Annotated in this window: 19 protein-coding genes and 1 pseudogene; 9 read left to right on the top strand and 11 right to left on the bottom strand. The window is 51.9% G+C overall.

Going from position 1 to position 21,093, the window contains the following annotated elements:
* Window positions 1–84: 84 nt before the first annotated feature.
* The 9 genes from OGV80_RS09340 to OGV80_RS09300 all read right to left on the bottom strand — a co-directional run bounded on the left by OGV80_RS09340 (window position 85) and on the right by OGV80_RS09300 (window position 8,944).
* Window positions 85–486 (bottom strand): hypothetical protein, encoded by a 402-nt coding sequence (locus tag OGV80_RS09340; RefSeq protein ID WP_087053377.1) that lies wholly within the window; start codon window positions 484–486, stop codon window positions 85–87.
* Window positions 462–1,766, bottom strand: a complete 1,305-nt coding sequence (locus OGV80_RS09335) for a phosphatase PAP2/dual specificity phosphatase family protein (RefSeq protein ID WP_236019721.1) — start codon at window positions 1,764–1,766, stop codon at window positions 462–464. The genes OGV80_RS09340 and OGV80_RS09335 overlap by 25 nt, the downstream gene beginning before the upstream one ends.
* Window positions 1,756–3,516: a bifunctional alpha/beta hydrolase/class I SAM-dependent methyltransferase gene (locus OGV80_RS09330; RefSeq protein ID WP_087053378.1), complete on the bottom strand. Its 1,761-nt coding sequence runs from the start codon at window positions 3,514–3,516 to the stop codon at window positions 1,756–1,758. The genes OGV80_RS09335 and OGV80_RS09330 overlap by 11 nt, the downstream gene beginning before the upstream one ends.
* Window positions 3,509–4,150, bottom strand: a complete 642-nt coding sequence (locus OGV80_RS09325; protein WP_087053379.1) for a lysophospholipid acyltransferase family protein — start codon at window positions 4,148–4,150, stop codon at window positions 3,509–3,511. The genes OGV80_RS09330 and OGV80_RS09325 overlap by 8 nt, the downstream gene beginning before the upstream one ends.
* A 3-nt stretch (window positions 4,151–4,153) precedes the next feature.
* Window positions 4,154–5,071 (bottom strand): phosphatidate cytidylyltransferase, encoded by a 918-nt coding sequence (locus OGV80_RS09320; RefSeq protein ID WP_087053380.1) that lies wholly within the window; start codon window positions 5,069–5,071, stop codon window positions 4,154–4,156.
* Window positions 5,068–5,673 carry a CDP-alcohol phosphatidyltransferase family protein gene (locus OGV80_RS09315; protein WP_075146222.1) on the bottom strand — a complete coding sequence of 202 codons (606 nt, stop codon included), beginning with the start codon at window positions 5,671–5,673 and terminating at the stop codon, window positions 5,068–5,070. Before OGV80_RS09315 ends, OGV80_RS09320 begins: the two co-directional genes overlap by 4 nt.
* A 112-nt stretch (window positions 5,674–5,785) precedes the next feature.
* Window positions 5,786–6,109 carry a YdbL family probable chaperone protein gene (locus tag OGV80_RS09310; RefSeq protein ID WP_087053381.1) on the bottom strand — a complete coding sequence of 108 codons (324 nt, stop codon included), beginning with the start codon at window positions 6,107–6,109 and terminating at the stop codon, window positions 5,786–5,788.
* Between the two features lie 7 nt (window positions 6,110–6,116).
* Window positions 6,117–6,308: a YnbE family lipoprotein gene (locus tag OGV80_RS09305; RefSeq protein ID WP_003020350.1), complete on the bottom strand. Its 192-nt coding sequence runs from the start codon at window positions 6,306–6,308 to the stop codon at window positions 6,117–6,119.
* Window positions 6,305–8,944, bottom strand: a complete 2,640-nt coding sequence (locus OGV80_RS09300) for a YdbH family protein (protein ID WP_087053382.1) — start codon at window positions 8,942–8,944, stop codon at window positions 6,305–6,307. Before OGV80_RS09300 ends, OGV80_RS09305 begins: the two co-directional genes overlap by 4 nt.
* A 690-nt stretch (window positions 8,945–9,634) precedes the next feature.
* Here OGV80_RS09300 and OGV80_RS09295 point away from each other — a divergent pair.
* The gene (locus OGV80_RS09295) at window positions 9,635–10,624 is read left to right on the top strand and encodes a 2-hydroxyacid dehydrogenase (protein WP_003833196.1); all 990 of its coding nucleotides are present in this window, start codon (window positions 9,635–9,637) and stop codon (window positions 10,622–10,624) included.
* Window positions 10,625–10,735: 111 nt separating this feature from the next.
* Window positions 10,736–11,155 carry a heat shock protein HslJ gene (gene hslJ / locus OGV80_RS09290; RefSeq protein ID WP_047411022.1) on the top strand — a complete coding sequence of 140 codons (420 nt, stop codon included), beginning with the start codon at window positions 10,736–10,738 and terminating at the stop codon, window positions 11,153–11,155.
* A 13-nt stretch (window positions 11,156–11,168) separates the two neighbouring features.
* On the opposite strand, the gene OGV80_RS09285 is transcribed toward hslJ, so the two are convergent.
* Window positions 11,169–11,435 carry a putative hemolysin gene (locus tag OGV80_RS09285; RefSeq protein ID WP_045442854.1) on the bottom strand — a complete coding sequence of 89 codons (267 nt, stop codon included), beginning with the start codon at window positions 11,433–11,435 and terminating at the stop codon, window positions 11,169–11,171.
* A 274-nt stretch (window positions 11,436–11,709) separates the two neighbouring features.
* Between OGV80_RS09285 and nifJ the strand changes: the two genes are divergently transcribed.
* The 7 genes and pseudogenes from nifJ (at window position 11,710) to ttcA (ending at window position 19,627) form a co-directional block, all read left to right on the top strand.
* Window positions 11,710–15,234, top strand: a complete 3,525-nt coding sequence (gene nifJ, locus OGV80_RS09280; RefSeq protein WP_200000635.1) for a pyruvate:ferredoxin (flavodoxin) oxidoreductase — start codon at window positions 11,710–11,712, stop codon at window positions 15,232–15,234.
* A gap of 366 nt (window positions 15,235–15,600) precedes the next feature.
* Entirely contained in the window at window positions 15,601–16,755 is a 1,155-nt protein-coding gene (gene ompC / locus OGV80_RS09275; protein WP_032943564.1) for a porin OmpC, read from the top strand.
* 145 nt (window positions 16,756–16,900) lie between these two features.
* The gene (locus OGV80_RS09270; protein ID WP_043016208.1) at window positions 16,901–17,113 is read left to right on the top strand and encodes a KTSC domain-containing protein; all 213 of its coding nucleotides are present in this window, start codon (window positions 16,901–16,903) and stop codon (window positions 17,111–17,113) included.
* 81 nt (window positions 17,114–17,194) lie between these two features.
* Window positions 17,195–17,629, top strand: a complete 435-nt coding sequence (gene uspF / locus OGV80_RS09265) for a universal stress protein UspF (RefSeq protein ID WP_043016207.1) — start codon at window positions 17,195–17,197, stop codon at window positions 17,627–17,629.
* Between the two features lie 186 nt (window positions 17,630–17,815).
* A complete protein-coding gene (locus tag OGV80_RS09260) occupies window positions 17,816–18,058 on the top strand; it encodes a DinI family protein (RefSeq protein WP_003840850.1) in 243 nt (80 codons plus the stop codon).
* Window positions 18,059–18,372: 314 nt separating this feature from the next.
* A pseudogene (locus tag OGV80_RS09255) lies at window positions 18,373–18,642 on the top strand (tyrosine-type recombinase/integrase); the annotation flags it as partial.
* 49 nt (window positions 18,643–18,691) lie between these two features.
* A complete protein-coding gene (gene ttcA, locus OGV80_RS09250) occupies window positions 18,692–19,627 on the top strand; it encodes a tRNA 2-thiocytidine(32) synthetase TtcA (protein WP_286514621.1) in 936 nt (311 codons plus the stop codon).
* A gap of 78 nt (window positions 19,628–19,705) precedes the next feature.
* Here the strand turns inward: ttcA and dbpA are convergent, their stop codons facing one another.
* Window positions 19,706–21,079 (bottom strand): ATP-dependent RNA helicase DbpA, encoded by a 1,374-nt coding sequence (gene dbpA / locus OGV80_RS09245; protein WP_043016204.1) that lies wholly within the window; start codon window positions 21,077–21,079, stop codon window positions 19,706–19,708.
* Between the last annotated feature and the right edge of the window lie 14 nt (window positions 21,080–21,093).

The raw sequence follows: 21,093 nt of genomic DNA, 5'->3' as shown, positions 1-21,093 counted from the left end.
TCGCGACCGATATAGAACTATATCAGCCTGAATTTGATGCCGTGTGGCAACTATTGCGATGTTGATGAATAATCCAGATGAATGCTACATCAACAGCATCAGCCAGAAAGCCCACAAAATCGCAATCATGTAGAGCGTATGACGAAACTGTTTCAATGCGCCGGACTGCCGTTCAGCCAGCGTTAACGTTTTCAACCGTTCACGTCGCCAGATAAAACACAGCGCACTTCCGGCCTGCTCGTTGTTTTGCGGATTAATCAGCGAAAAATAGCGCTCGTCGAGCCACAGTCGCCAGCAACCAAACCAGGCCACAGCGCACAGCAATGCCATGACGGCACGCAGTACTCCTGACGGAGCAACAAACAGCACCCATGCCATCGGCGGGAGGGAAAAAAGCAGCATGAAGCGCCAGCTTGCCAGCGTATGCCGCAGCAGAGCATGCTGAAGCACATCACCATTCGTTACATTGTCACTTTCTGTTGCCATTGTCGCAGCATCTCCAGATGTTTATCTGTCAGTACCACCGGTGGCCGACTCGCCCGAATCTGCGCCACGGCGTGCTCTACCGTCGCCGCATGGCCATAACGCAACAGCCACGCTGCAACCACCATTGCGCTGCGCGACAGCCCTAAGGCACAGTGCACCAGCACCGTTCCCTGTTCCTCACGCAGAGTCTCCAGAGTGCTAACCGCCTGCTGCAGTTCAGCTTCATGCGGGATCACTAAATCCAGCATCGGTACGCAATGATAAGTACGCGAGGACGTCGCCCGCCCACGTGAAAACTCAAAGGTTAAGTCAAGCACCGCCTTTTGCGCAGGTACCGAGCGCGGAAAACTGCCGAGATATACGCCAGCCACAACCTGACTTACTGCCGGTATACGGCGGGTAAACCAGCGCATCGACAGCCACATTCCCGCACGCCACGGCAATGATAGCCAGTAAACCGCGGGAGAAAGCCTGCCCTGCGAATCTTTCGCCGTCACCGCCGCGCCGAATCCCGCGTAACCGCAGCCGACCATCAACAAGGCCATCGCTGGCCATAGCAGCCATGGCGTCAGCAACGCTGCAGTAATAAAACATAATGCCGAGCCCAGCAGGTAACGGCGCATCAGCCTCTGACGGGCTGCATCCGGTCTGCACCAGCGCCAGCGGCATTGTTCCGGTACCATCCAGTCAATCAACATTCCTGCCGCCAGCCCGGTAATAATATCGATAAAGTGATGCTGCCAGGTGGTCAGCACCGATACCGCGATCAGTAGAGACCAGCCATCGCACAGTCTGCGCCAGCCGCCGGACAGATGGCGACTGAAATGCCGCCACAGCAGCCAACAAAGAATGATATGCAGCGACGGCGACTGGTTATAAGGCAGATCGAACTGTTCGAGCTGAGCAAACAGCCAACCCGCCGCGCCCGTCACTTCGGGGCGGGTAAAGGTAAACTGTAACGGGAACAGTAAAAAACCGGCGCAAGCAATCAACGATGCCAGTACCAGTCTGAGCACCAACCGACGCTGCTCGAAACGTGTAGTGCAAACAAACAGAGATAACCCGTAAAACAGATCCAGACTCCAGTACGGGATGATGGTCCACGGAATAAAAGGAATGGCAGATTCCCAGGCAAAAACGATGCTGCCAACGTTCTGATAATGAGCATCCTGCCAGGCGGTATATTGATTCACCTTGCCGTAGGTAAGGAAAAAAAATGGCGCCAGCAGCAGTAACCAGCCTACCGCCTGCACCATAACTTTACGCTGTTCAGGATGCACGGCGTACCGCCATAGAAACGGTGAAAATACCCCACTCATCAATCAGTTGGGTACACTTCTCAAAGCCCGCCTCGCGGACCAGCGCGTCCATTTCACCCTGTGTACGCACGCGCATAACCCATGCTTTGCCGTCTTTATGACTGGTCAGCGACCAGGCTATCGTTTTAAGCTGCGGATGCCACGGCTGCCCGGTGTAAATCAATACGCCCCCCGGCGCTATCGCCTCTGCCAGCCCGGCCAGAGAGTTTTTGACCAGCGCATTTTCAGGAAAAAGCTCGTACAAACCAGAGACAATCCCCAGACCAGGACGAGGCTCCAGCGCCGCCAGTTGTTCGCGGTTGAAGGCGTCGCCTTGCTCAAAACGCGCAATGTCAGCCATGCCTCTGCTGGCGATCATTTCCCGACCTTTATTCACATTCAATTCACTGTAATCACGCAATAAAATTGAACGTACCGCCTTTTCGCCTTCCAGCGCATCAAGCACATAGCGTCCATGTCCGGCAGCAATATCCACCACATGTACCGGCGTGCCCTGCTCATTCAACTGTGCAACAGCCTTACTAATCAGCATCTGCAAATGAATCTTACGCTGGCGGATCCCCTGCCAGCCGACATTGTTCAGGTAGTTCTTGTCGATTAAACGCCCCAGCGCACCGTTGCCCTGCGGCTGGTTGCGATAGACATAATCCAGTGTGCTACCGGAATCAAAACCGGTTTCAAATCCAAGACGCACGCCTGTTGATTGTGTGCCCAGAAGCTTCATTCCGTAGCGCAGGCCACGGTACGCAATATCGTCGAGAGAATACGGCGCGGGTCCCCCGTTGAGCATCCGCCAGGTATCGGCGCCAGGGCTCCAGCGATCTTCGTTGCTGTAATCAAAACGCTGTGGAGGCATAGCGTAGAGCGTAGAAATGAAATCACGCATTTTATCGAACGCCAGGTGCCGGTCTTTTTCGCCCAGCGTGTCGTGGTAAAAACCCGGCAGCACGTGCAGCTCTTTGAGGGGATTTCGCAGACGCTGATAAAAATCAATTTGCGGCTGGCGATGCACAACGAAATCATCGCCGGAGACCAGCAACTGCACAGGCATCGTAATGGCGGCGGCATCGCTGACAATGCGTTCTGCCGTTTTGTAGAGATCCAGCAAGATATTAACCGCAATAGCCCGGGTTATCTGGGTATCGAGGTTAAAGCTCGCCACACGATCGACGTCATGCGTCAGGTATTTACCCTTAACATAAGAGTTAACGAAAAACAGGCCGCGCAGTCGGTGCATTAACGCCAACCCCTGACGAGCAAACGGCACATACAATTTCACTTTAAAGGCCGGTGATGCCAGTACTAATCCGCGAATAGCGGGAGCATAGTCATGTACCCAGGTCGCGGCCAGTACCGCGCCAACGCTTTGCGCCACCACCACCACATCTTCCATGGCGGCATGACTGTCTGCAGCGGCGAAACGCACAAATTCTTCGACATCCTGTACCGAGCGCGCCAGAGAAGGACTATAGCCGCGCTGGCCCGGAGAGTGGCCATGACCACGCGCATCCCAGGCATAAAATGCGGTATCCGGCATCGCCAGCTCGTCCACAATATGCTGTAACCGCCCGGAATGTTCGTGTCCGCGATGGAACATGACGATCACTTTAGGCGCTGCGCCAGGGGCAATTGCCGGCCAGTAGCGATAAAACAGTTCGGTATTGTCACTGGTCACAAAATGACGTTCGTCAGGTACGCGTGTATCACTCATGCGAATGTAATCCTTTAGTTTGTTGCTCCAACAGCAACAGTTGCTGTCTGAGTCCGTCCATGAAGAGGGCTTTATCCCCGTGAAAATACAACGCACTGCCTATATTGACATCAATAAACAGCGGCAGCGGGATACGATTCCCTTTCGCCATGACAGATTCGGTACCACGCAGCCAGACGGGAATAATCGGTACCTCCGGTACGCACTGGCTCAGATGCCACAATCCGGATTTCAGCGGCGACAGTTTCCCCGGCTCGCCCCGCGTGCCTTCCGGAAAGAGGATCAGGATCTTGCCGTCGCGTAATGCCTGTTCGCACTGCGCCAGCGGATTGGCTTCTCCGCCCTTTCGCGAAATGGGAATAATGTTAAGAATATTTAGCGCAAACCAGGCCATGGCTTTATTACGCAGGAAATAGTCAGCGGCAGCCACCGGATGAACCGACGCCTGACGGCGCAGCGGAAAGAGCGAAAGCAGCGCAAAAACATCCATATGGCTATTGTGATTGGCGACAATAATTGCCGGGCCGCGGGTAGGCAAACGCTCCCGGTGCCTGATACGCAGCCCCAGCCACAGCCAAATCACCGGCCAGACGATGCACAGCGTAAACAGGGTTCGCAGAATTGAGTTCAGCATAAGTTAATAGCAAAAGTAGCGAATGAAATGGAAAAACACCGGCGCGGTAAAGATCAGAGAATCCAGTCGGTCAAGGATCCCGCCATGACCTGGCAGCAATGTTCCGCTGTCCTTCACGCCGATATCGCGCTTGATTGCCGACATCACCACATCGCCACAAAAACCACTGATGCCGATAATAAAGCCCGCCAGCAGCGACAACGGAATGCTTAACGGCGTCATCAGCGGCCCAAGCAGCGCCGCCATCAGCGTGGTGGTCGCTACGCCGCCGACCAGTCCCGCCAGTGTCTTATTAGGGCTGACTCTGGGGATCACTTTGATGCGCCCAATCGATTTGCCCCACAGGTACTGCGCAATATCATTGAATTCCGTTAAGCCAACCAGGAACAGCACCAGCAATGCGCCGGTTTGTTGACCATCATCAGGCAGAACCAGCAAAAACGCGACATGGCTGAAGGCAAAAACGGTGGTCATCAGGCTCCAGTGATGCTGCGAGGCGTAGCGCAAGAAGCCCTGCGTATCGCCCGCAATCACCATCCGCACGGGTAAGAATAAAAAAGCGTAGACCGGGATAAACACCACAAACATGCCGTACCAGTTAATACCGATCAGCCAGTAGTTGACTGGAATAGCAATGAACATCCACAGCAGCGGCATGCGATCGGTCTGACGCGACGGCGCCAGCGTTAAAAACTCCTTTAACGCCATAAAGCTGACCAGCGCGAAAAAGGTCAGCGCCAACCAGTGCGGACTTAAAATCGCCAGAGAAAACAGGACGATGATTATCCACCAGGTGCGTATACGTAATGTCAGTTCCCGCCAGTCTTTATCCGGTCGTTGCCACACCAGTAATCCATTCACCGCTGTTGCAACCAGCAGCAGTGCAAAAATGACCGCGAGTGACGTCTCCAGCATCATCATTGCGCCACCTCTTCGCGTAATGCGCTTCTACAGCGGTTAATCACTGTCCATAGCAGCAGGAGAATAGCAACACTCCACAGCACATTGTTCCACTGTACAAGCTGCGGCCACAGAGTCAGCGCCAGACCCCATGCGCCAAATACCAGCGCCCGGTCACTTTTCCCCAGCGGCCCGGCATAGCTGCGAACGCCATTAATCGTTTGTGCCAGAACGCCGCAAAACTCCGTCATTACCGCACAGAACAGCATCACCATAACCAGCAATCCATTACTGTCAGGAAGCAGCATAAACGGCAGATAAAGCGCTATATCTGAAAGAATATCCCCGCTCTCGTTCAGAATGGCCCCAAGGCGTGACTGCTGGTGACATTCACGCGCCAGCATACCGTCGAGGGCATTGAGCGCCATTCGAATAAACAGCACGATGGGCAGGAGAACAAAGTATTCAGGCTGGGGGAAAATCACCAGTACGCCGCCGGTCACAAAAGAGAGTGCCATTGCGGCAAGGGTAACGTGATTCGCCGTGACGCCTTTTTTATGTAGCCAGAACATTAATGGGCGCAGAAGTGCCTGGAAGGCGGGCTTGATCTGATAAAGCGTCATCATCACTCCTTGATAATTTACGGTGTTGACTATAGTGGATTAATTAACAGTACCCGCCTATTACTTTTCTTTGGATTAAACAGAAATCGGATTCTATCTACAACTCCGTTGATTATTTTCTCAGCCACTTGCCATTAATACCCTGCACATACTCTCCTGGTTTCGCGCGAGCAACCAGCTTTTGCCCGGCCATTTTCGCCACTTCATCAGGCGGAATGTTGTTGCTTCTGGCCAGTTGCTGATAGCTGGCGCTGCGCGCTTTGTTAATCTCATTCACCAGCGCCTGCGTTTCTGCGTCGGTTTGCAATGCCACCAGATAACCATTAAGCGTTTCGCCCACCCGCCCCTCGGTTCTGGCTTCACTCAGGGTCAATGCCCACACGTTGCCGCTCAAAAAACTCAACGCCAAAAGGATCGCTACAAGCTGTTTTTTCATTGTGACCTCAGAACAGATCGCTGCGCGATTTTAATAAGCTCTCAACGTCTTTATCGACTTTGATATGGATCTCATGCTCAATTTTGACGTTCATATTAATCGTGATCGGCTCTTTTGGCGCAGCCACTTCGATTCTTGGAGTACACCCGACCAGCAGAGATGAAGCCAGCAGACCCAGCATGGCAGCTATCGTTTTCATTGTTGTTCCTCACATTCCTTGCCTTCCAGGCAATGGGGTTCCGGCAGCGCTGCATTTTGTTCAAGCCATGCCTGTAAATTGTCGCCAAAACGCAAACTGCGCCAGAGCGTAAAGACGTTTTCCTCGTGGGTGTAATTCAAATTAACCGTCCCCACTTTGCCATCCACCCGGCTATTACCAGTCACGTTTGCCTGCATGGTTAAAACGCCGAGGTTATCCAGATTTATTTTCGTCCAGGAATGGCTTATTTCCATATAGCGCAGCCAGTTAATGGCCGCACCCGCCGCCATATTATCTTTGACGACGGCATCTGCGGTATCCTTATCAATACGCAGCGTCATCGGCCCCGGGTTGGTTAACCATCCGTCTTTAATGATCCACTTCTCGTTATCCAGCCATAACGGCAACGCGCCGCTGACCGGGCCAGACATGGCGAATTGCTTGGGGTTAACCGCGCTGATAAGCTCACTCGAGGAGATATTCTGCACCCGCAATAATGCAGGATCGTGTTGCGGCATCCGCAGTTGCTGCATGATGACTTTGCCCCCCAGCAGTTCGGCGCTGACATCGCTTAACAGTAACGGATTAGCTTCGCTCCAGGGATACGCCCCCTGCAGATCGGCGGCGATATTTTTCACCGTCACCTGATTAACCACTTCCGCAATACGCAGTGAAATAGGCCCACGCGTACCCAACTGCCATGCGCCTTCGCTAAACCGGAAAGGCAGCACAAAATCGACGCCATTAATTTGGTTATCGGGCATCCAGGCGCTACCGCCTTTTAATACCCCATGACCACCGGCTTCAAAGCCCTGTTCCGGGGCAGCTGAAAACGCTACCTGCGCATACAGTTCCCCTTCACGTAGCTTCATTTTCCAGTCAGGTGGGATGAGCGGTTGAAAGACGGTGAGCGATTGTTTTGGCCACCAGGCCTGTCCGCGCAGTCGGATCCCGTCCCAACGACCATTTAGCTGTACAGGGCCAATCGCCCCCGCGTGGAGCTGGCCTTTATACTGGAAAATCGTCGGGTCGGAGCCTTCCACACTGAACTTCAGGGTCGACGGTGGTAACACACTTCCCCCGGTGAAAGTGGTGTTCCCTGCGTCCAGTGACAGCGCACCGCTAAACGTCGGTTTGTTGGCATCCCGCACCCAGACAATGGGTTCGTCCATCACCAGGCGCGGGTTCTCCACCTGCATGGTGCCGTATTGCAGATGATCAAACCCGGTGGAGAGATCAAAAAGCTTCAGGGTATTGTCATGCCATTCCCCCTTACCCGCCACGTCCCAACGCGCATGCATCGGCGTAAAGCTGCCTTTGCCCCAATATCGCCACTGCCAGCGACCCGCGTCGGGGAGAAAATCATTTGCCAGACCATCCAGATGCAATTCAAAACCGCCCATCTGGTTTTCATGCGCGCGCAATATAGCCTGCAGACGGCCATCCACGCCGCGTTGCGTTACCTTTACGCCCGCCAAAGGCCAGCGAATTTCGTCAATATCCAGCGAGTCGATCACCCGTCCGCGTGAACGCAGCAGCGCCCCTGGCTCAAAAACAAGTTGCGGGTCGTTCAGGCTGCCGGTGAGTCTGGCGGGTAACCTGGCGTAGAAAATGAGATCGCCCTGTTTCGCCTCGCCGATCAACTGCAACGGCATATCGCTACTATCCACACCCAACTTGCCCGGCCCCAGCGTTAATACGGCGTTTCCTTTACCCGCATCGCCTTGAGTAAGTATGTTCAGACGTCCGCTCACCACGGCATTTTCCAGCCCGGCCTGCCAGTTTTCAACTTTCATGCCCAGCCGTCCGCTTAGCGGAAATCCCTGATAAGGCCAGTTCCAGCGACCGTCGCTAATGGTTAATTGCTGACGGGTTATTTCCCACGGAAGATCAAGCAGCGGATCGGCATTATTTCGCGCCATGACGATCAGTTGTCCGCTGTTTTCTTGCCATTCAAGTTCGGCATCCACAAGCGTTGGCTCCTGCGGCAAGCTCAGAGTAGCAACCGCATGACCGCTCACCGGTAATCCATCGGGAACCAGCGGCATGGTAAATTCACCGACCAGTTTTATCGGCGGCTGCCCTTCAAATGCGGCGATATCCAGCTCATTTACCGTGAGATTTTGCCCATGCAGGCTCCCCTGGAATTTAACCTTTTCACCCTGGTAGCGCAGTTGCTGGCTAGAGGGAGTTAGCGAGAGCGACAGTTTTCCCTGCCATTCCTGCCAGGGAGAGAGAATGACTTTGTCGATGTTAATCCAGGTATTGGGCAGCATAGATTGCCATTCTGCCAACGTTTTGGGCGCTACCGGGGATGATTCTGTCTGCGGCAACCTGGCCAGGCAAGCTGAATCCAGCTCCACAGCCCCGACATTGAGCAACCAACGACTGGGATGGGAAAGATCCGCCTGAGTAATGCGCGCTAGCGGGCAATCATCGACCAGATAGCGTAGTTCCGGAATATGCAGCCCATGCCGTGTCAGCCGTGGACTCTCATCCAGCGCGATACGCGTGCCAACCGGTAACCAGATGCCGACCAGCGTAGGAACCCACAGGCCAAGCGTCATTACCAGCGTCAGCGGCACGAGAATTAATAATAAGAGGAGTGCCAGAACGGCTTTATATTTACCCTTCATGGGTAGTTAATATCCTGATTTAGCGAAAATTTAAGCCGGTTTAGGCCAGTATTGTGGCATGTTTAACAGGATATGCCCACATTAAGAATAAATTCCCATGAAGTATACACAGAGTTAATGAATGAAAGAGAACCAGGAAAATATCATTTAATTCAATGAGATAAATCATTATATTATATGGCACGCTGTTACACGTGCCGTCGGGAATAGTAAGATTCAGACTCAATGAGGCCTCAGTTGTCCATCGCTATGTTTAGGTCCTATACGACCTGCTTCGATCAGAATTTCCTCGATAAGTTCTTCGAGGCACTCCCTACCGTGATGATCGCAGACCAGATGTACCTGCCGGGAAATCTCATCAGGTTTCATACCATCGCATAATGCCGCCTTGAGCATTAAGGTGGCCCATCGTTTTGCTTCAGAGTGAGTTAACATGACCCCTCCCGATATTTGCTACCTGTATAAGCGTAGCCTTCCGGATGTGATTCGGCTGGCTTTTTATCTGCGGCGATATCTGGGGGTTGAGTTGGATGGAAAAATATCCGGTTGTTGAAATTGAGTAACCTGCCCACACTAACAACAGATGCGCTGAAATTATTCATTACGCCTATGACTATCAATAACTTTTTAGATTTTGTAAAATAATTTGAATTGGATTAATGTGACCTCAAAATCACTGGAGAAAGTCTTATGAAACTCGCCATCTATAGTACAAAACAGTACGACAAGAAGTATCTGCAGCAGGTTAACGAGGCTTTTGGTTTTGAACTTGAATTCTTTGACTTTCTGTTGACGGAAAAAACAGCGAAGACTGCCCATGGCTGCGAAGCCGTATGCATTTTCGTCAACGACGATGGCAGTCGCCCTGTTCTGGAAGAGCTGAAAAAGCATGGCGTGAAATATATCGCGCTGCGTTGCGCCGGGTTTAATAACGTCGATCTCGACGCGGCAAAAGAGCTGGGTCTGCAGGTCGTACGTGTACCGGCCTATTCACCTGAAGCCGTCGCTGAGCATGCGATTGGCATGATGATGACGCTGAATCGCCGTATTCACCGCGCCTATCAGCGTACCCGTGATGCCAACTTCTCTCTTGAGGGCCTGACCGGCTTTACCATGTATGGCAAAACAGCCGGGGTGATCGGTACCGGTAAAATCGGGATTGCTGCGCTGCGTATCCTGAAAGGTTTTGGTATGCGTCTGCTGGCGTTCGATCCTTACCCGAGCGCAGCTGCGCTGGAGTTAGGCGTTGAATATGTCGATCTTAAAACTCTGTTCGCAGAGTCCGATGTCATCTCCCTGCACTGTCCGTTAACGCCGGAGAATTATCATCTGCTCAATCATGAAGCCTTTGAGCAAATGAAAAATGGCGTGATGGTGATTAACACCAGCCGCGGCGCATTGATCGATTCGCAAGCCGCTATCGATGCGCTGAAAAACCAGAAAATTGGTTCTCTGGGTATGGACGTGTATGAAAACGAACGCGATCTGTTCTTTGAAGATAAATCCAATGACGTGATTCAGGATGATGTGTTCCGTCGTCTGTCGGCCTGTCATAACGTGCTGTTTACCGGTCATCAGGCCTTCCTGACCGCCGAAGCATTGACCAGTATTTCTGAGACTACGCTGCAAAATCTGGCGCAAATCTCCAAAGGCGAAACCTGTCCAAACGCCCTCTTTTAATCCCAGTGCTCCCCTGACTTCAGGGGGGCATTTTCAGACAATCACCGATGATAAAACATTCAGTATCATTATTATATTGAATGTATCCCGTCACAAACGTAGAGAAATTTAATGAAGAAAGTTGTCACGTTGATTGCGCTCAGCATGCTGATGGCTGGCTGTGTGAGCAATGGAAAAGTTTCCGTCAATCGCGATCAGTTGCAGCATCACCGCTTCGTTTTACAGAGCGTGAATGGTAAGGCCGTCACCGTCGCCAATAACCCGCCCGAATTGAGTTTTGGTGAAAACATGACGGTGTCGGGAAAGATGTGTAATCAATTCCACGGTCAGGGCAAACTGTCCGACGGCGAGTTGAAGGTAAAAGATATGGCGATGACCCGCATGATGTGCGCCGATCCACAGCTTAACGCGCTCGACGGGATCGTCAGCGAAATGTTTAAGCAAGGCGCACAGGTTGATCTGACTGCTGACCAGTTAACGCTGGCGACAGCAGAACAAACGCTGACGTATAAACTCGCGGACTTAATGTAAGAAACGCGCTGGCTTAATAGTTGCCACAGCTTCCGGCGGCAAGCGACTGCTCACTACAGCGTTTGCCGTTGGGTAACGCACACATTCCGATAGCTGAACCATCCAGTTGACGGGCAACGGAGAGCGAACCACCAATCATGGCGCAATTAGCTTCTCCAGAACTGGACATTGCAGCCCTCATCCCCGGTGCGACATGCGCGGCGGTTGCCTGCTGAACAGGTTCACTGCTACAAGCCGATAATAATAACGCGGCACACCCTACCCAAAACGCTGCGCGCATCTTACTCCCCTCTGAATATTAACCAAACGACACAGCCATAAATAATAGGCAGCGGAAACACCGCCGTCGAGAGGCAATATGCGCATTTATGCGCGTTGTTTACATTTTCTGGCAATTTTTTGCCTGCTCCTTTGATCAAACCATTCATTCTGTTAATTCCAGGGACACAAAAGCGAAAATCTGTCTGAACGGCTTTTGCTAAAATAGAAAGATAATTACAGGACTCGCCGCTGTTACGCGTGTCCCTCTTTTTGCGCAATGTAAGGGTGTCAGTATGATCACAATTGACGGTAATGGTGCGGTTGCTTCAGTCGCATTTCGTACCAGCGAGGTTATCGCCATCTACCCAATTACGCCAAGTTCGACTATGGCTGAACAGGCAGATGCCTGGGCCGGGAACGGGCTTAAAAACGTGTGGGGGGATACTCCTCGCGTCGTGGAAATGCAGTCGGAAGGCGGTGCGATAGCGACCGTTCATGGCGCATTGCAGACCGGTGCGCTCTCTACGTCGTTCACCTCATCGCAGGGCCTGCTGCTGATGATCCCGACGCTGTACAAACTGGCCGGTCAATTGACCCCGTTTGTACTACACGTTGCGGCGCGTACGATAGCCACTCACGCATTATCGATCTTTGGCGATCATTCTGACGTGATGGCGGTGCGCCAGACGGGATGCGCAATGCTGTGTGCCAGCAGCGTCCAGGAAGCACAGGACTTTGCGCTAATTTCGCAAATGGCCACCCTCAAAAGCCGGGTCCCGTTTATTCATTTCTTTGATGGTTTCCGTACTTCGCATGAAATTAATAAAATAGTGCCGCTGGCCGATGACACGATCCTCGGACTGATGCCGCAGGCGGAAATCGATGCTCACCGTGCCCGCGCACTTAATCCTGAGCATCCGGTTATTCGCGGCACGTCTGCGAACCCTGACACCTACTTCCAGTCACGCGAAGCAACTAACCCGTGGTACAACGCGGTTTACGATCACGTCGAGCAGGCAATGAACGACTTCGCCGCTGCGACGGGTCGCCAGTACCAGCCATTTGAATATTACGGCCATCCGCAGGCAGAACGCGTCATTATTCTGATGGGCTCGGCAATTGGCACCAGTGAAGAAGTCGTTGAAGAGCTGCTGGCGCGCGGCGAGAAAGTGGGCGTTCTGAAAGTGCGTTTGTTCCGCCCATTCTCTGCCAGACATTTGCTACGCGCCCTGCCGGAAACGGTACGGAGTATTGCCGTCCTGGATCGCACCAAAGAGCCTGGCGCGCAGGCTGAACCGTTATATCTGGATGTGATGACCGCGTTGGCAGAAGCCTTTAACTGCGGCGAGCGAGAAACGCTACCGCGCGTGATTGGCGGGCGTTATGGCCTTTCCTCCAAAGAGTTTGGCCCGGACTGCGTCATGGCGGTCTTTAATGAGCTGAGTAACGCCAGGCCGAAGCCTCGCTTTACGGTCGGGATCTATGATGATGTCACTAACCTGTCGCTACCGCTGCCAGAAAACACGCTACCCGGTAGCGCTAAGCTCGAAGCGCTGTTTTACGGGCTGGGCAGCGACGGTAGCGTGTCGGCTACCAAAAACAACATCAAGATTATCGGTAACTCTACGCCGTGGTATGCGCAGGGTTATTTCGTCTATGATTCGAAAAAAGCAGGCGGCCTGACGGTTTCTCACCTGCGCGTCAGTGAGCAACCTATTCGCTCAGCATATCTGGTGTCGCAAGCCGATTTTGTTGGCTGTCACCAGTTGCAATTTATCGATAAGTATCAAATGGCCGAGCGCCTGAAACCAGGCGGTATCTTCCTGCTTAATACCCCGTATAACGTGGATGAAGTCTGGTCGCGTTTGCCGCAGGAAGTTCAGGCTGTACTGAATCAAAAGAAAGCCCGTTTCTACGTCATTAATGCCGCCAAAATTGCCCGCGAGTGCGGCCTGGCTGCGCGTATTAACACCGTTATGCAGATGGCGTTCTTCCATCTGACGCAAATCTTACCCGGCGACAGCGCGTTGATCGAATTGCAGGGTGCGATTGCGAAAAGCTACAGCAGTAAAGGACAGGATCTGGTGGAACGTAACTGGCAGGCGCTGGCCCTGGCGCGTGAATCCGTCGCCGAAGTGGCGCTCCAGCCCGTTGATCCGCATAGCGCCAACCGCCCACCGGTGGTTTCTGATGCCGCACCTGATTTCGTGAAAACCGTCACCGCGGCGATGCTCGCCGGTCTCGGCGATGCCCTCCCCGTTTCAGCACTGCCGCCAGACGGCACCTGGCCGATGGGCACCACGCGTTGGGAAAAACGCAATATTGCAGAAGAGATCCCCATCTGGAAAGAAGAGCTGTGTACTCAGTGTAACCACTGCGTTGCCGCCTGCCCGCACTCGGCTATCCGTGCCAAAGTGGTTTCACCAGAAGCGATGGAAAACGCCCCTGCCAGCCTGCATTCTCTGGATGTGAAATCACGCGATATGCGCGGTCAGAAATATGTCCTGCAGGTTGCGCCAGAGGATTGCACCGGCTGTAACCTGTGCGTTGAAGTGTGCCCGGCGAAAGATCGCCAGAACCCGGAGATCAAGGCCATCAATATGATGTCGCGCCTTGAGCATGTTGAAGAGGAAAAAGTTAACTATGACTACTTCCTCAATCTGCCGGAAATCGATCGCACGAAGCTGGAGCGTATTGATATTCGTACCTCGCAGTTGATCACTCCACTGTTTGAATATTCTGGCGCCTGCTCTGGCTGCGGTGAAACGCCGTATATCAAACTGCTCACGCAGTTGTACGGCGACCGCATGCTGATCGCCAATGCGACCGGGTGTTCATCAATTTATGGCGGTAACCTGCCTTCAACGCCGTATACCACCGACGCCAATGGTCGCGGACCTGCATGGGCAAACTCACTGTTTGAGGATAACGCCGAGTTTGGTCTGGGCTTCCGCCTGACGGTGGATCAGCATCGTGTGCGCGTCATGCGTTTGCTGGAACAGTTTGCCGATAGCATTCCGGCTGAACTGAATGACGCCCTGCACGCTGAAGCCACGCCAGAGGTACGTCGTGAGCAAGTTGCAGCACTGCGCCAGCACCTGAAGGATGTCGAAGGCGCACAGCAGTTGTTAACCGATGCCGACGCGCTGGTCGAGAAATCTATCTGGTTGATTGGCGGTGATGGCTGGGCTTACGATATTGGTTTTGGCGGCCTGGATCACGTCCTAAGCCTGACCGAGAACGTCAATATTCTGGTGCTGGATACTCAGTGTTACTCCAACACAGGTGGGCAAGCGTCGAAAGCCACACCGCTCGGAGCCGTCACTAAATTTGGTGAGCATGGCAAACGCAAGGCTCGCAAAGATCTTGGCGTCAGCATGATGATGTACGGTCACGTGTATGTTGCACAGATTTCTCTGGGCGCTCAGTTGAACCAGACGGTGAAAGCTATTCAGGAAGCGGAAGCCTATCCGGGGCCGTCGCTGATTATCGCCTATAGCCCATGCGAGGAGCACGGTTACGATCTCGCACTAAGCCATGATCAGATGCGTCAGCTCACGGCGACCGGATTCTGGCCGCTGTACCGCTTCGATCCACGTCGCGCAGACGAAGGCAAACTGCCGCTGGCGTTGGACTCTCGCCCACCGTCAGACGCCCTGGCCGAGACTTTGCTTAACGAGCAGCGCTTCCGTCGTCTGAATGCTCAACAGCCAGAAGTGGCTGAACAGCTGTGGAAAGACGCCGCCGCCGATCTGCAAAAGCGTTACGACTTCCTGGCCCAACTGGCAGGAAAAGCGGAAAAGAGCAGTACTGAGTAATACGTTTATCTCAGTATTAACCTGGAACCCAAAAAAAAGCCCGAACAGTCGTTCGGGCTTGTCAATTTATTCGCTGGCTAATTAATAATAGCTATCAATAGGTCAACGAAAAATAAAACGTGACAATAAAGGCATATAACACGCGCAGAATAGCCCAACACAATTCACTTGTATAATTTTTATTTTATATATTTTCACACAACACATTCATCTCAATTATCATCATTTCCGTAGAATTATTTATTTAAGGTTTTACTTAAGGCGTAACAATTCATATTTATCTCTTTACGGAACTTCTCCTTTAGCATGCTTTTACTCCCTACATGGGTAGTCACAGGTTAATAAAAAAACTAAAGGATTATTTCAATGAACAGAAAAGTACTGGCTCTCGTAATTCCTGCCCTGCTGGCTGCAGGCGCTGCTCACGCGGCTGAAGTTTATAATAAAGACGGCAACAAATTAGATCTCTATGGCAAAGTAGACGGCCTGCACTATTTCTCTGATGACGCCAACAGCGATGGCGATCAGACTTACATGCGTATGGGCTTCAAAGGCGAAACTCAGGTTAACGATATGATCACCGGTTATGGCCAGTGGGAATATCAGGTTCAGGCCAACGGCACCGAAGGTGATAAAGGCGACTCCTGGACTCGTCTTGCATTCGCAGGTATTAAAGTCGGCGACTACGGTTCATTCGACTACGGCCGTAACTACGGCGTAATGTACGACGTTGAAGGTTGGACCGATATGCTGCCAGAATTCGGTGGCGACTCTTACACCAAAGCAGACAACTTCATGACCGGTCGTGCAAACGGTGTTGCAACCTACCGTAACACCGACTTCTTTGGTCTGGTTGACGGTCTGAACGTTGCGCTGCAGTACCAGGGCGCGAACGAAAATCAGTCACCAGAGCAGGAAGGCACCAATAACGGTGGAGCCGATCGTAACATGAAGAACTCTAACGGTGACGGCTTCGGTATCTCCTCTACCTACGATCTGGGTATGGGCGTAAGCTTCGGTGCGGCATACACCTCTTCTGACCGTACTAATGAGCAGGTTAACGATTCTACCGCGGGTGGCGATAAAGCTGACGCATGGACTGCTGGCCTGAAATACGACGCCAACAACATCTATCTGGCAACCATGTACTCCGAAACTCGCAATATGACCCCGTATGGTGGTTCAGACGGTAGCGATAATACTATTGCCAACAAAACGCAGAACTTTGAAGTGACTGCACAATACCAGTTCGACTTCGGTCTGCGTCCGGAAGTTTCTTTCCTGATGTCTAAAGGTAAGGATCTGACTATGCCAGGTACTGCTGCAAGCCCAGCAGGAACAAGCGGCGACAAAGATCTGGTTAAATATGCTTCCGTAGGTGCGACTTACTACTTCAATAAAAACTTCTCCACCTATGTTGATTACAAAATCAACCTGCTGGACGAAGACGACAGCTTCTACACTCGCAATGACATCTCTACTGATGACACTGTAGCACTGGGTATGGTTTACCAGTTCTAATCCCTCAGCCCGCTGGCAACAGCGGGCTCTCTTTATGTTCTAACAATTCTGTTTTATTCAGATCAAAACATTATATCTGTTGCGCTAAAACACTTCTCTGATAGATGATATCTTGCATTAAGACCTGTAGTAGAGGATACCTGCAATGAATCATCATCCTGTAAAATCATCCCGTATTGCATCCGTCGGCTATGACGAATCCTCCCGTACGCTAGAAATTCGCTTTCACCAATTGGCGACCCTGCAATATCAGCATGTGCCTGCCCGTATTTTTCGTGATTTCCTCAGCGTCGTTTCTAAAGGTCGATTTTACGATGGAGTAATAAAAGGAAAGTTTCCTGAAATTAAAATAAAGTGATGCCAAAATGTGATCGTTGTCATTGTACATAAAGTGCCATTACGCGGTAAGCTTTAGGAGGATGCTTAAACAGGAGGTTTTATGAACAGAACGATTCTTGTACCCATCGATATTTCAGACTCAGAATTAACTCAACGCGTTATCGCCCATGTTGAAGCAGAGGCAAAAATTGACGATGCACAGGTCCATTTTTTGACCGTCATTCCGTCACTGCCCTATTATGCTTCTCTGGGACTGGCCTACTCGGCAGAGTTACCGGCCATGGAGGATCTGAAAGCCGAAGCGAAATCTCAACTGGAAGAGATTATCAAGAAGTTCAATATCCCAACGGACAGAATGCACGTTCATGTTGCAGAAGGTGCACCGAAAGACAAGATTCTGGAGATCGCTAAAAAATTACCGGCTGATATGGTCATTATTGCCTCACACCGACCCGACATCACCACCTACCTGCTGGGTTCTAACGCCGCAGCCGTAGTGCGTCATGCGGAGTGTTCGGTACTGGTAGTTCGCTAATCTGTCTGGCCCGCACATCGCTGCGGGCTTTTTGTTTCGCCCTCATTTTCCCCACGATTCCTGATCGAAGCATACAAGGCCATTTCAGTATCGCTATGTCGTGACATCATTACGCCCTCTCTTGAAACCCGGATAAAAACAGAGTATAAATACTGTATATACATCCAGCAAAAAGAGCGATAAGCAATGTTCGTGGAACTCGTTTATGACAAAAGGAATTTTGATGGTCTGCCCGGTGCAAAAGATATCATTCTGGGCGAGTTAACTAAGAGGGTTCACCGGATCTTCCCCGATGCTGATGTTCGGGTTAAACCGATGATGACACTGCCGGCGATCAATACTGACGCCAGCAAGCATGAGAAAGAACAGATAAGCCGAACGGTGCAGGAAATGTTTGAAGAGGCTGATATGTGGCTGGTTTCAGATTAAACGCCTTGAACCGTCATATTGCTTAAGTACAATCCGCTGTGACTGGCAATCATTCAATACTCGCACTATCGGATGTTTGCCAGTTGGCCGCAGCCATGCTCTTGCATACGGTATGGTTGCGGCAGTTCACCACACCTTGTGGTTTTGCTTTCAGACACTACACGTTGATGGTTCAGAAATGAATTATCTGGCAGTGAGCGGTTCCACGAATATCTTCAGCGCTTCAATATCCGCCTTCGGTTGATTAATTACTTCCCGCCCGGGGCCACGCACCTTTATTCAATTATGCGGTTCCCTGTTCATTCTGGTCTGGTCACGGAGAGCAAAAACCTTACTACTCTATGAGTAGCATCAGTGCCAGATGGAACGCAGCTGTAAAACGTGCTGGTATTCGTCGCCGTAATCCGTACCATACGCGACATGCTTTTGCCTGCTGGCTGCTAATGGCCGGAGCAAACCCATCATTTATAGCTAATCAGATGGGGCATGAAAACGCGCAAATAGTGTCCGAAGTCTACAGTACATGGATTAAAGAAATGAATGGCGATCGGGTTGCAATGTTGAATAACAAACCAGCCCTGTGATGGAAGTTTGCCCCTTATTATGCCCCTTTGGTTTTTGAGAACGGTAAGAATGCAAGATAATCAACAAGCTACAAAGAAAGAACAATACAACCTGAACAAATTACAAAAACGTCTGCGTCGTAACGTCGGGGAAGCCATTGCCGACTTCAAGATGATCGAAGACGGCGATCGCATTATGGTGTGTCTTTCCGGCGGGAAAGACAGCTATACGATGCTGGAGATACTGCGTAATTTGCAGCAAAGCGCCCCGATCAGTTTTTCCTTAGTTGCAGTTAACCTCGATCAGAAACAACCCGGCTTCCCGGAGCACATTCTGCCGGAGTATCTGGAAAATCTGGGCGTTGAATATAAGATTGTCGAAGAAAACACCTACGGGATCGTCAAAGATAAAATCCCTGAAGGTAAAACGACCTGCTCACTCTGCTCTCGCCTGCGTCGCGGCATTCTGTATCGCACGGCAACTGAATTAGGCGCCACCAAAATTGCGCTCGGCCACCATCGCGACGACATCCTGCAAACGCTGTTCTTAAACATGTTCTACGGCGGGAAAATGAAAGGCATGCCGCCGAAGTTGATGAGCGATGACGGCAAACATATCGTCATCCGTCCGCTGGCTTACTGCCGTGAGAAAGATATCGAGCGTTTCTCTGAAGCAAAGGGTTTCCCGATTATTCCGTGTAACCTGTGCGGCTCACAGCCTAACCTGCAGCGTCAGGTCATCGCCGATATGCTGCGCGACTGGGATAAACGCTATCCTGGCCGGATTGAAACCATGTTCAGCGCGATGCAGAACGTTGTGCCTTCACATCTGAGCGATATCAATCTGTTCGACTTTAAAGGTATTAAGCACGGTTCAGAGGTTGTTGACGGTGGTGACTTAGCGTTCGATCGTGAAGAGATCCCGCTGCAGCCTGCGGGCTGGCAGCCAGAAGAAGAAGATGCTCAACTGGATGAGCTGCGTCTGAACGTGGTGGAAGTGAAGTAAGCGTCTGTCAGGCCTACAATGCGTACAAACGCCTGTAGGCCTGATAAGCGGAGCGCCATCAGGCGCCCCAACGGGCAGTTATTTCAATAACCGAACCCGGCAAGTCTTGCCTTTAATCTTACCGTTTTGCAATTGCTTCCACGCCTTATGCGCTACAGTCTGGCGAACGGCGACATAGACGTGCGCCGGATGAACGGCAATTTTGCCGATGTCGGCGCCATCCAGACCAATATCGCCGGTCAGCGCGCCGAGAACATCGCCGGGACGCATTTTGGCCTTTTTACCGCCATCAATGCATAACGTCGCCATCTCGGCTTCCAGCGGCAGGATTGAGCCGTTAGCCGGCGCAGGCAGCCAGTTCAGCTTCAGTTGCAGCATTTCAGAAAGAATGTTGGCCCGCTGCGCTTCTTCCGGAGCACAGAAGCTAATCGCCAGACCGCTGTTGCCGGCACGCGCAGTACGTCCGATACGATGGACGTGGACTTCCGGATCCCATGCCAGTTCGAAGTTCACCACCAGCTCAAGTGATTTAATATCCAGACCACGCGCGGCCACATCGGTGGCAACCAGTACGCGCGCACTGCCGTTGGCAAAACGTACCAGCGTCTGATCGCGATCGCGCTGCTCAAGATCGCCATGCAGTGAAAGTGCGCTTTGCCCCGCCGCATTCAGTGCGTCACACACGGCCTGACAATCTTTTTTGGTATTACAAAAAACCACGCAAGAGGCAGGCTGATGCTGACTGAGTAATTTTTGCAGTAGTGGAATTTTTCCGTGGCTGGAGGTTTCGAAAAACTGCTGTTCAATCGCCGGCAGCGCATCAACCGTATCAATTTCGATCGTTAATGGATTTCTCTGCACCCGGCCGCTAATGGCGGCAATAGCTTCCGGCCAGGTTGCCGAAAACAGTAGGGTCTGACGAGATGCTGGCGCAAAGCGAATAACATCATCAATCGCATCGCTAAAGCCCATATCCAGCATGCGGTCCGCTTCATCCATAACCAGCGTATTCAGGGCGTCTAAAGAAACCGTGCCTTTTTGCAGGTGGTCGAGTAAACGCCCCGGCGTGGCGACAATAATATGTGGCGCATGCTGCAGGGAGTCGCGCTGTGCGCCAAAGGGTTGCCCACCGCACAACGTTAAGATCTTGGTGTTTGGCAGAAAACGCGCTAAGCGACGCAGCTCACCCGCAACCTGGTCGGCAAGCTCGCGCGTTGGGCACAGTACCAGCGACTGCGTTTGAAATAGCGCGGCATCGATGTGCTGTAGCAATCCAAGACCAAAAGCCGCCGTTTTGCCACTGCCGGTTTTAGCCTGCACGCGAACATCTTTCCCCGCCAGGATTGCCGGTAACGCAGCAGCCTGAACAGGCGTCATTTCAAGATATCCCAGCTCGTTAAGATTCTCGAGTTGGGCAGCAGGTAAAACATTCAGGGTTGAAAAAGCGGTCACAATTTAATCTCGCG

This window comes from Citrobacter sp. Ce119 (genome assembly GCF_030334525.1).
Taxonomy (GTDB): domain Bacteria; phylum Pseudomonadota; class Gammaproteobacteria; order Enterobacterales; family Enterobacteriaceae; genus Citrobacter; species Citrobacter europaeus.
The sequence above is the reverse complement of the archived record's forward strand: the minus strand, read 5'-3'. Positions and strand labels throughout refer to the sequence as shown.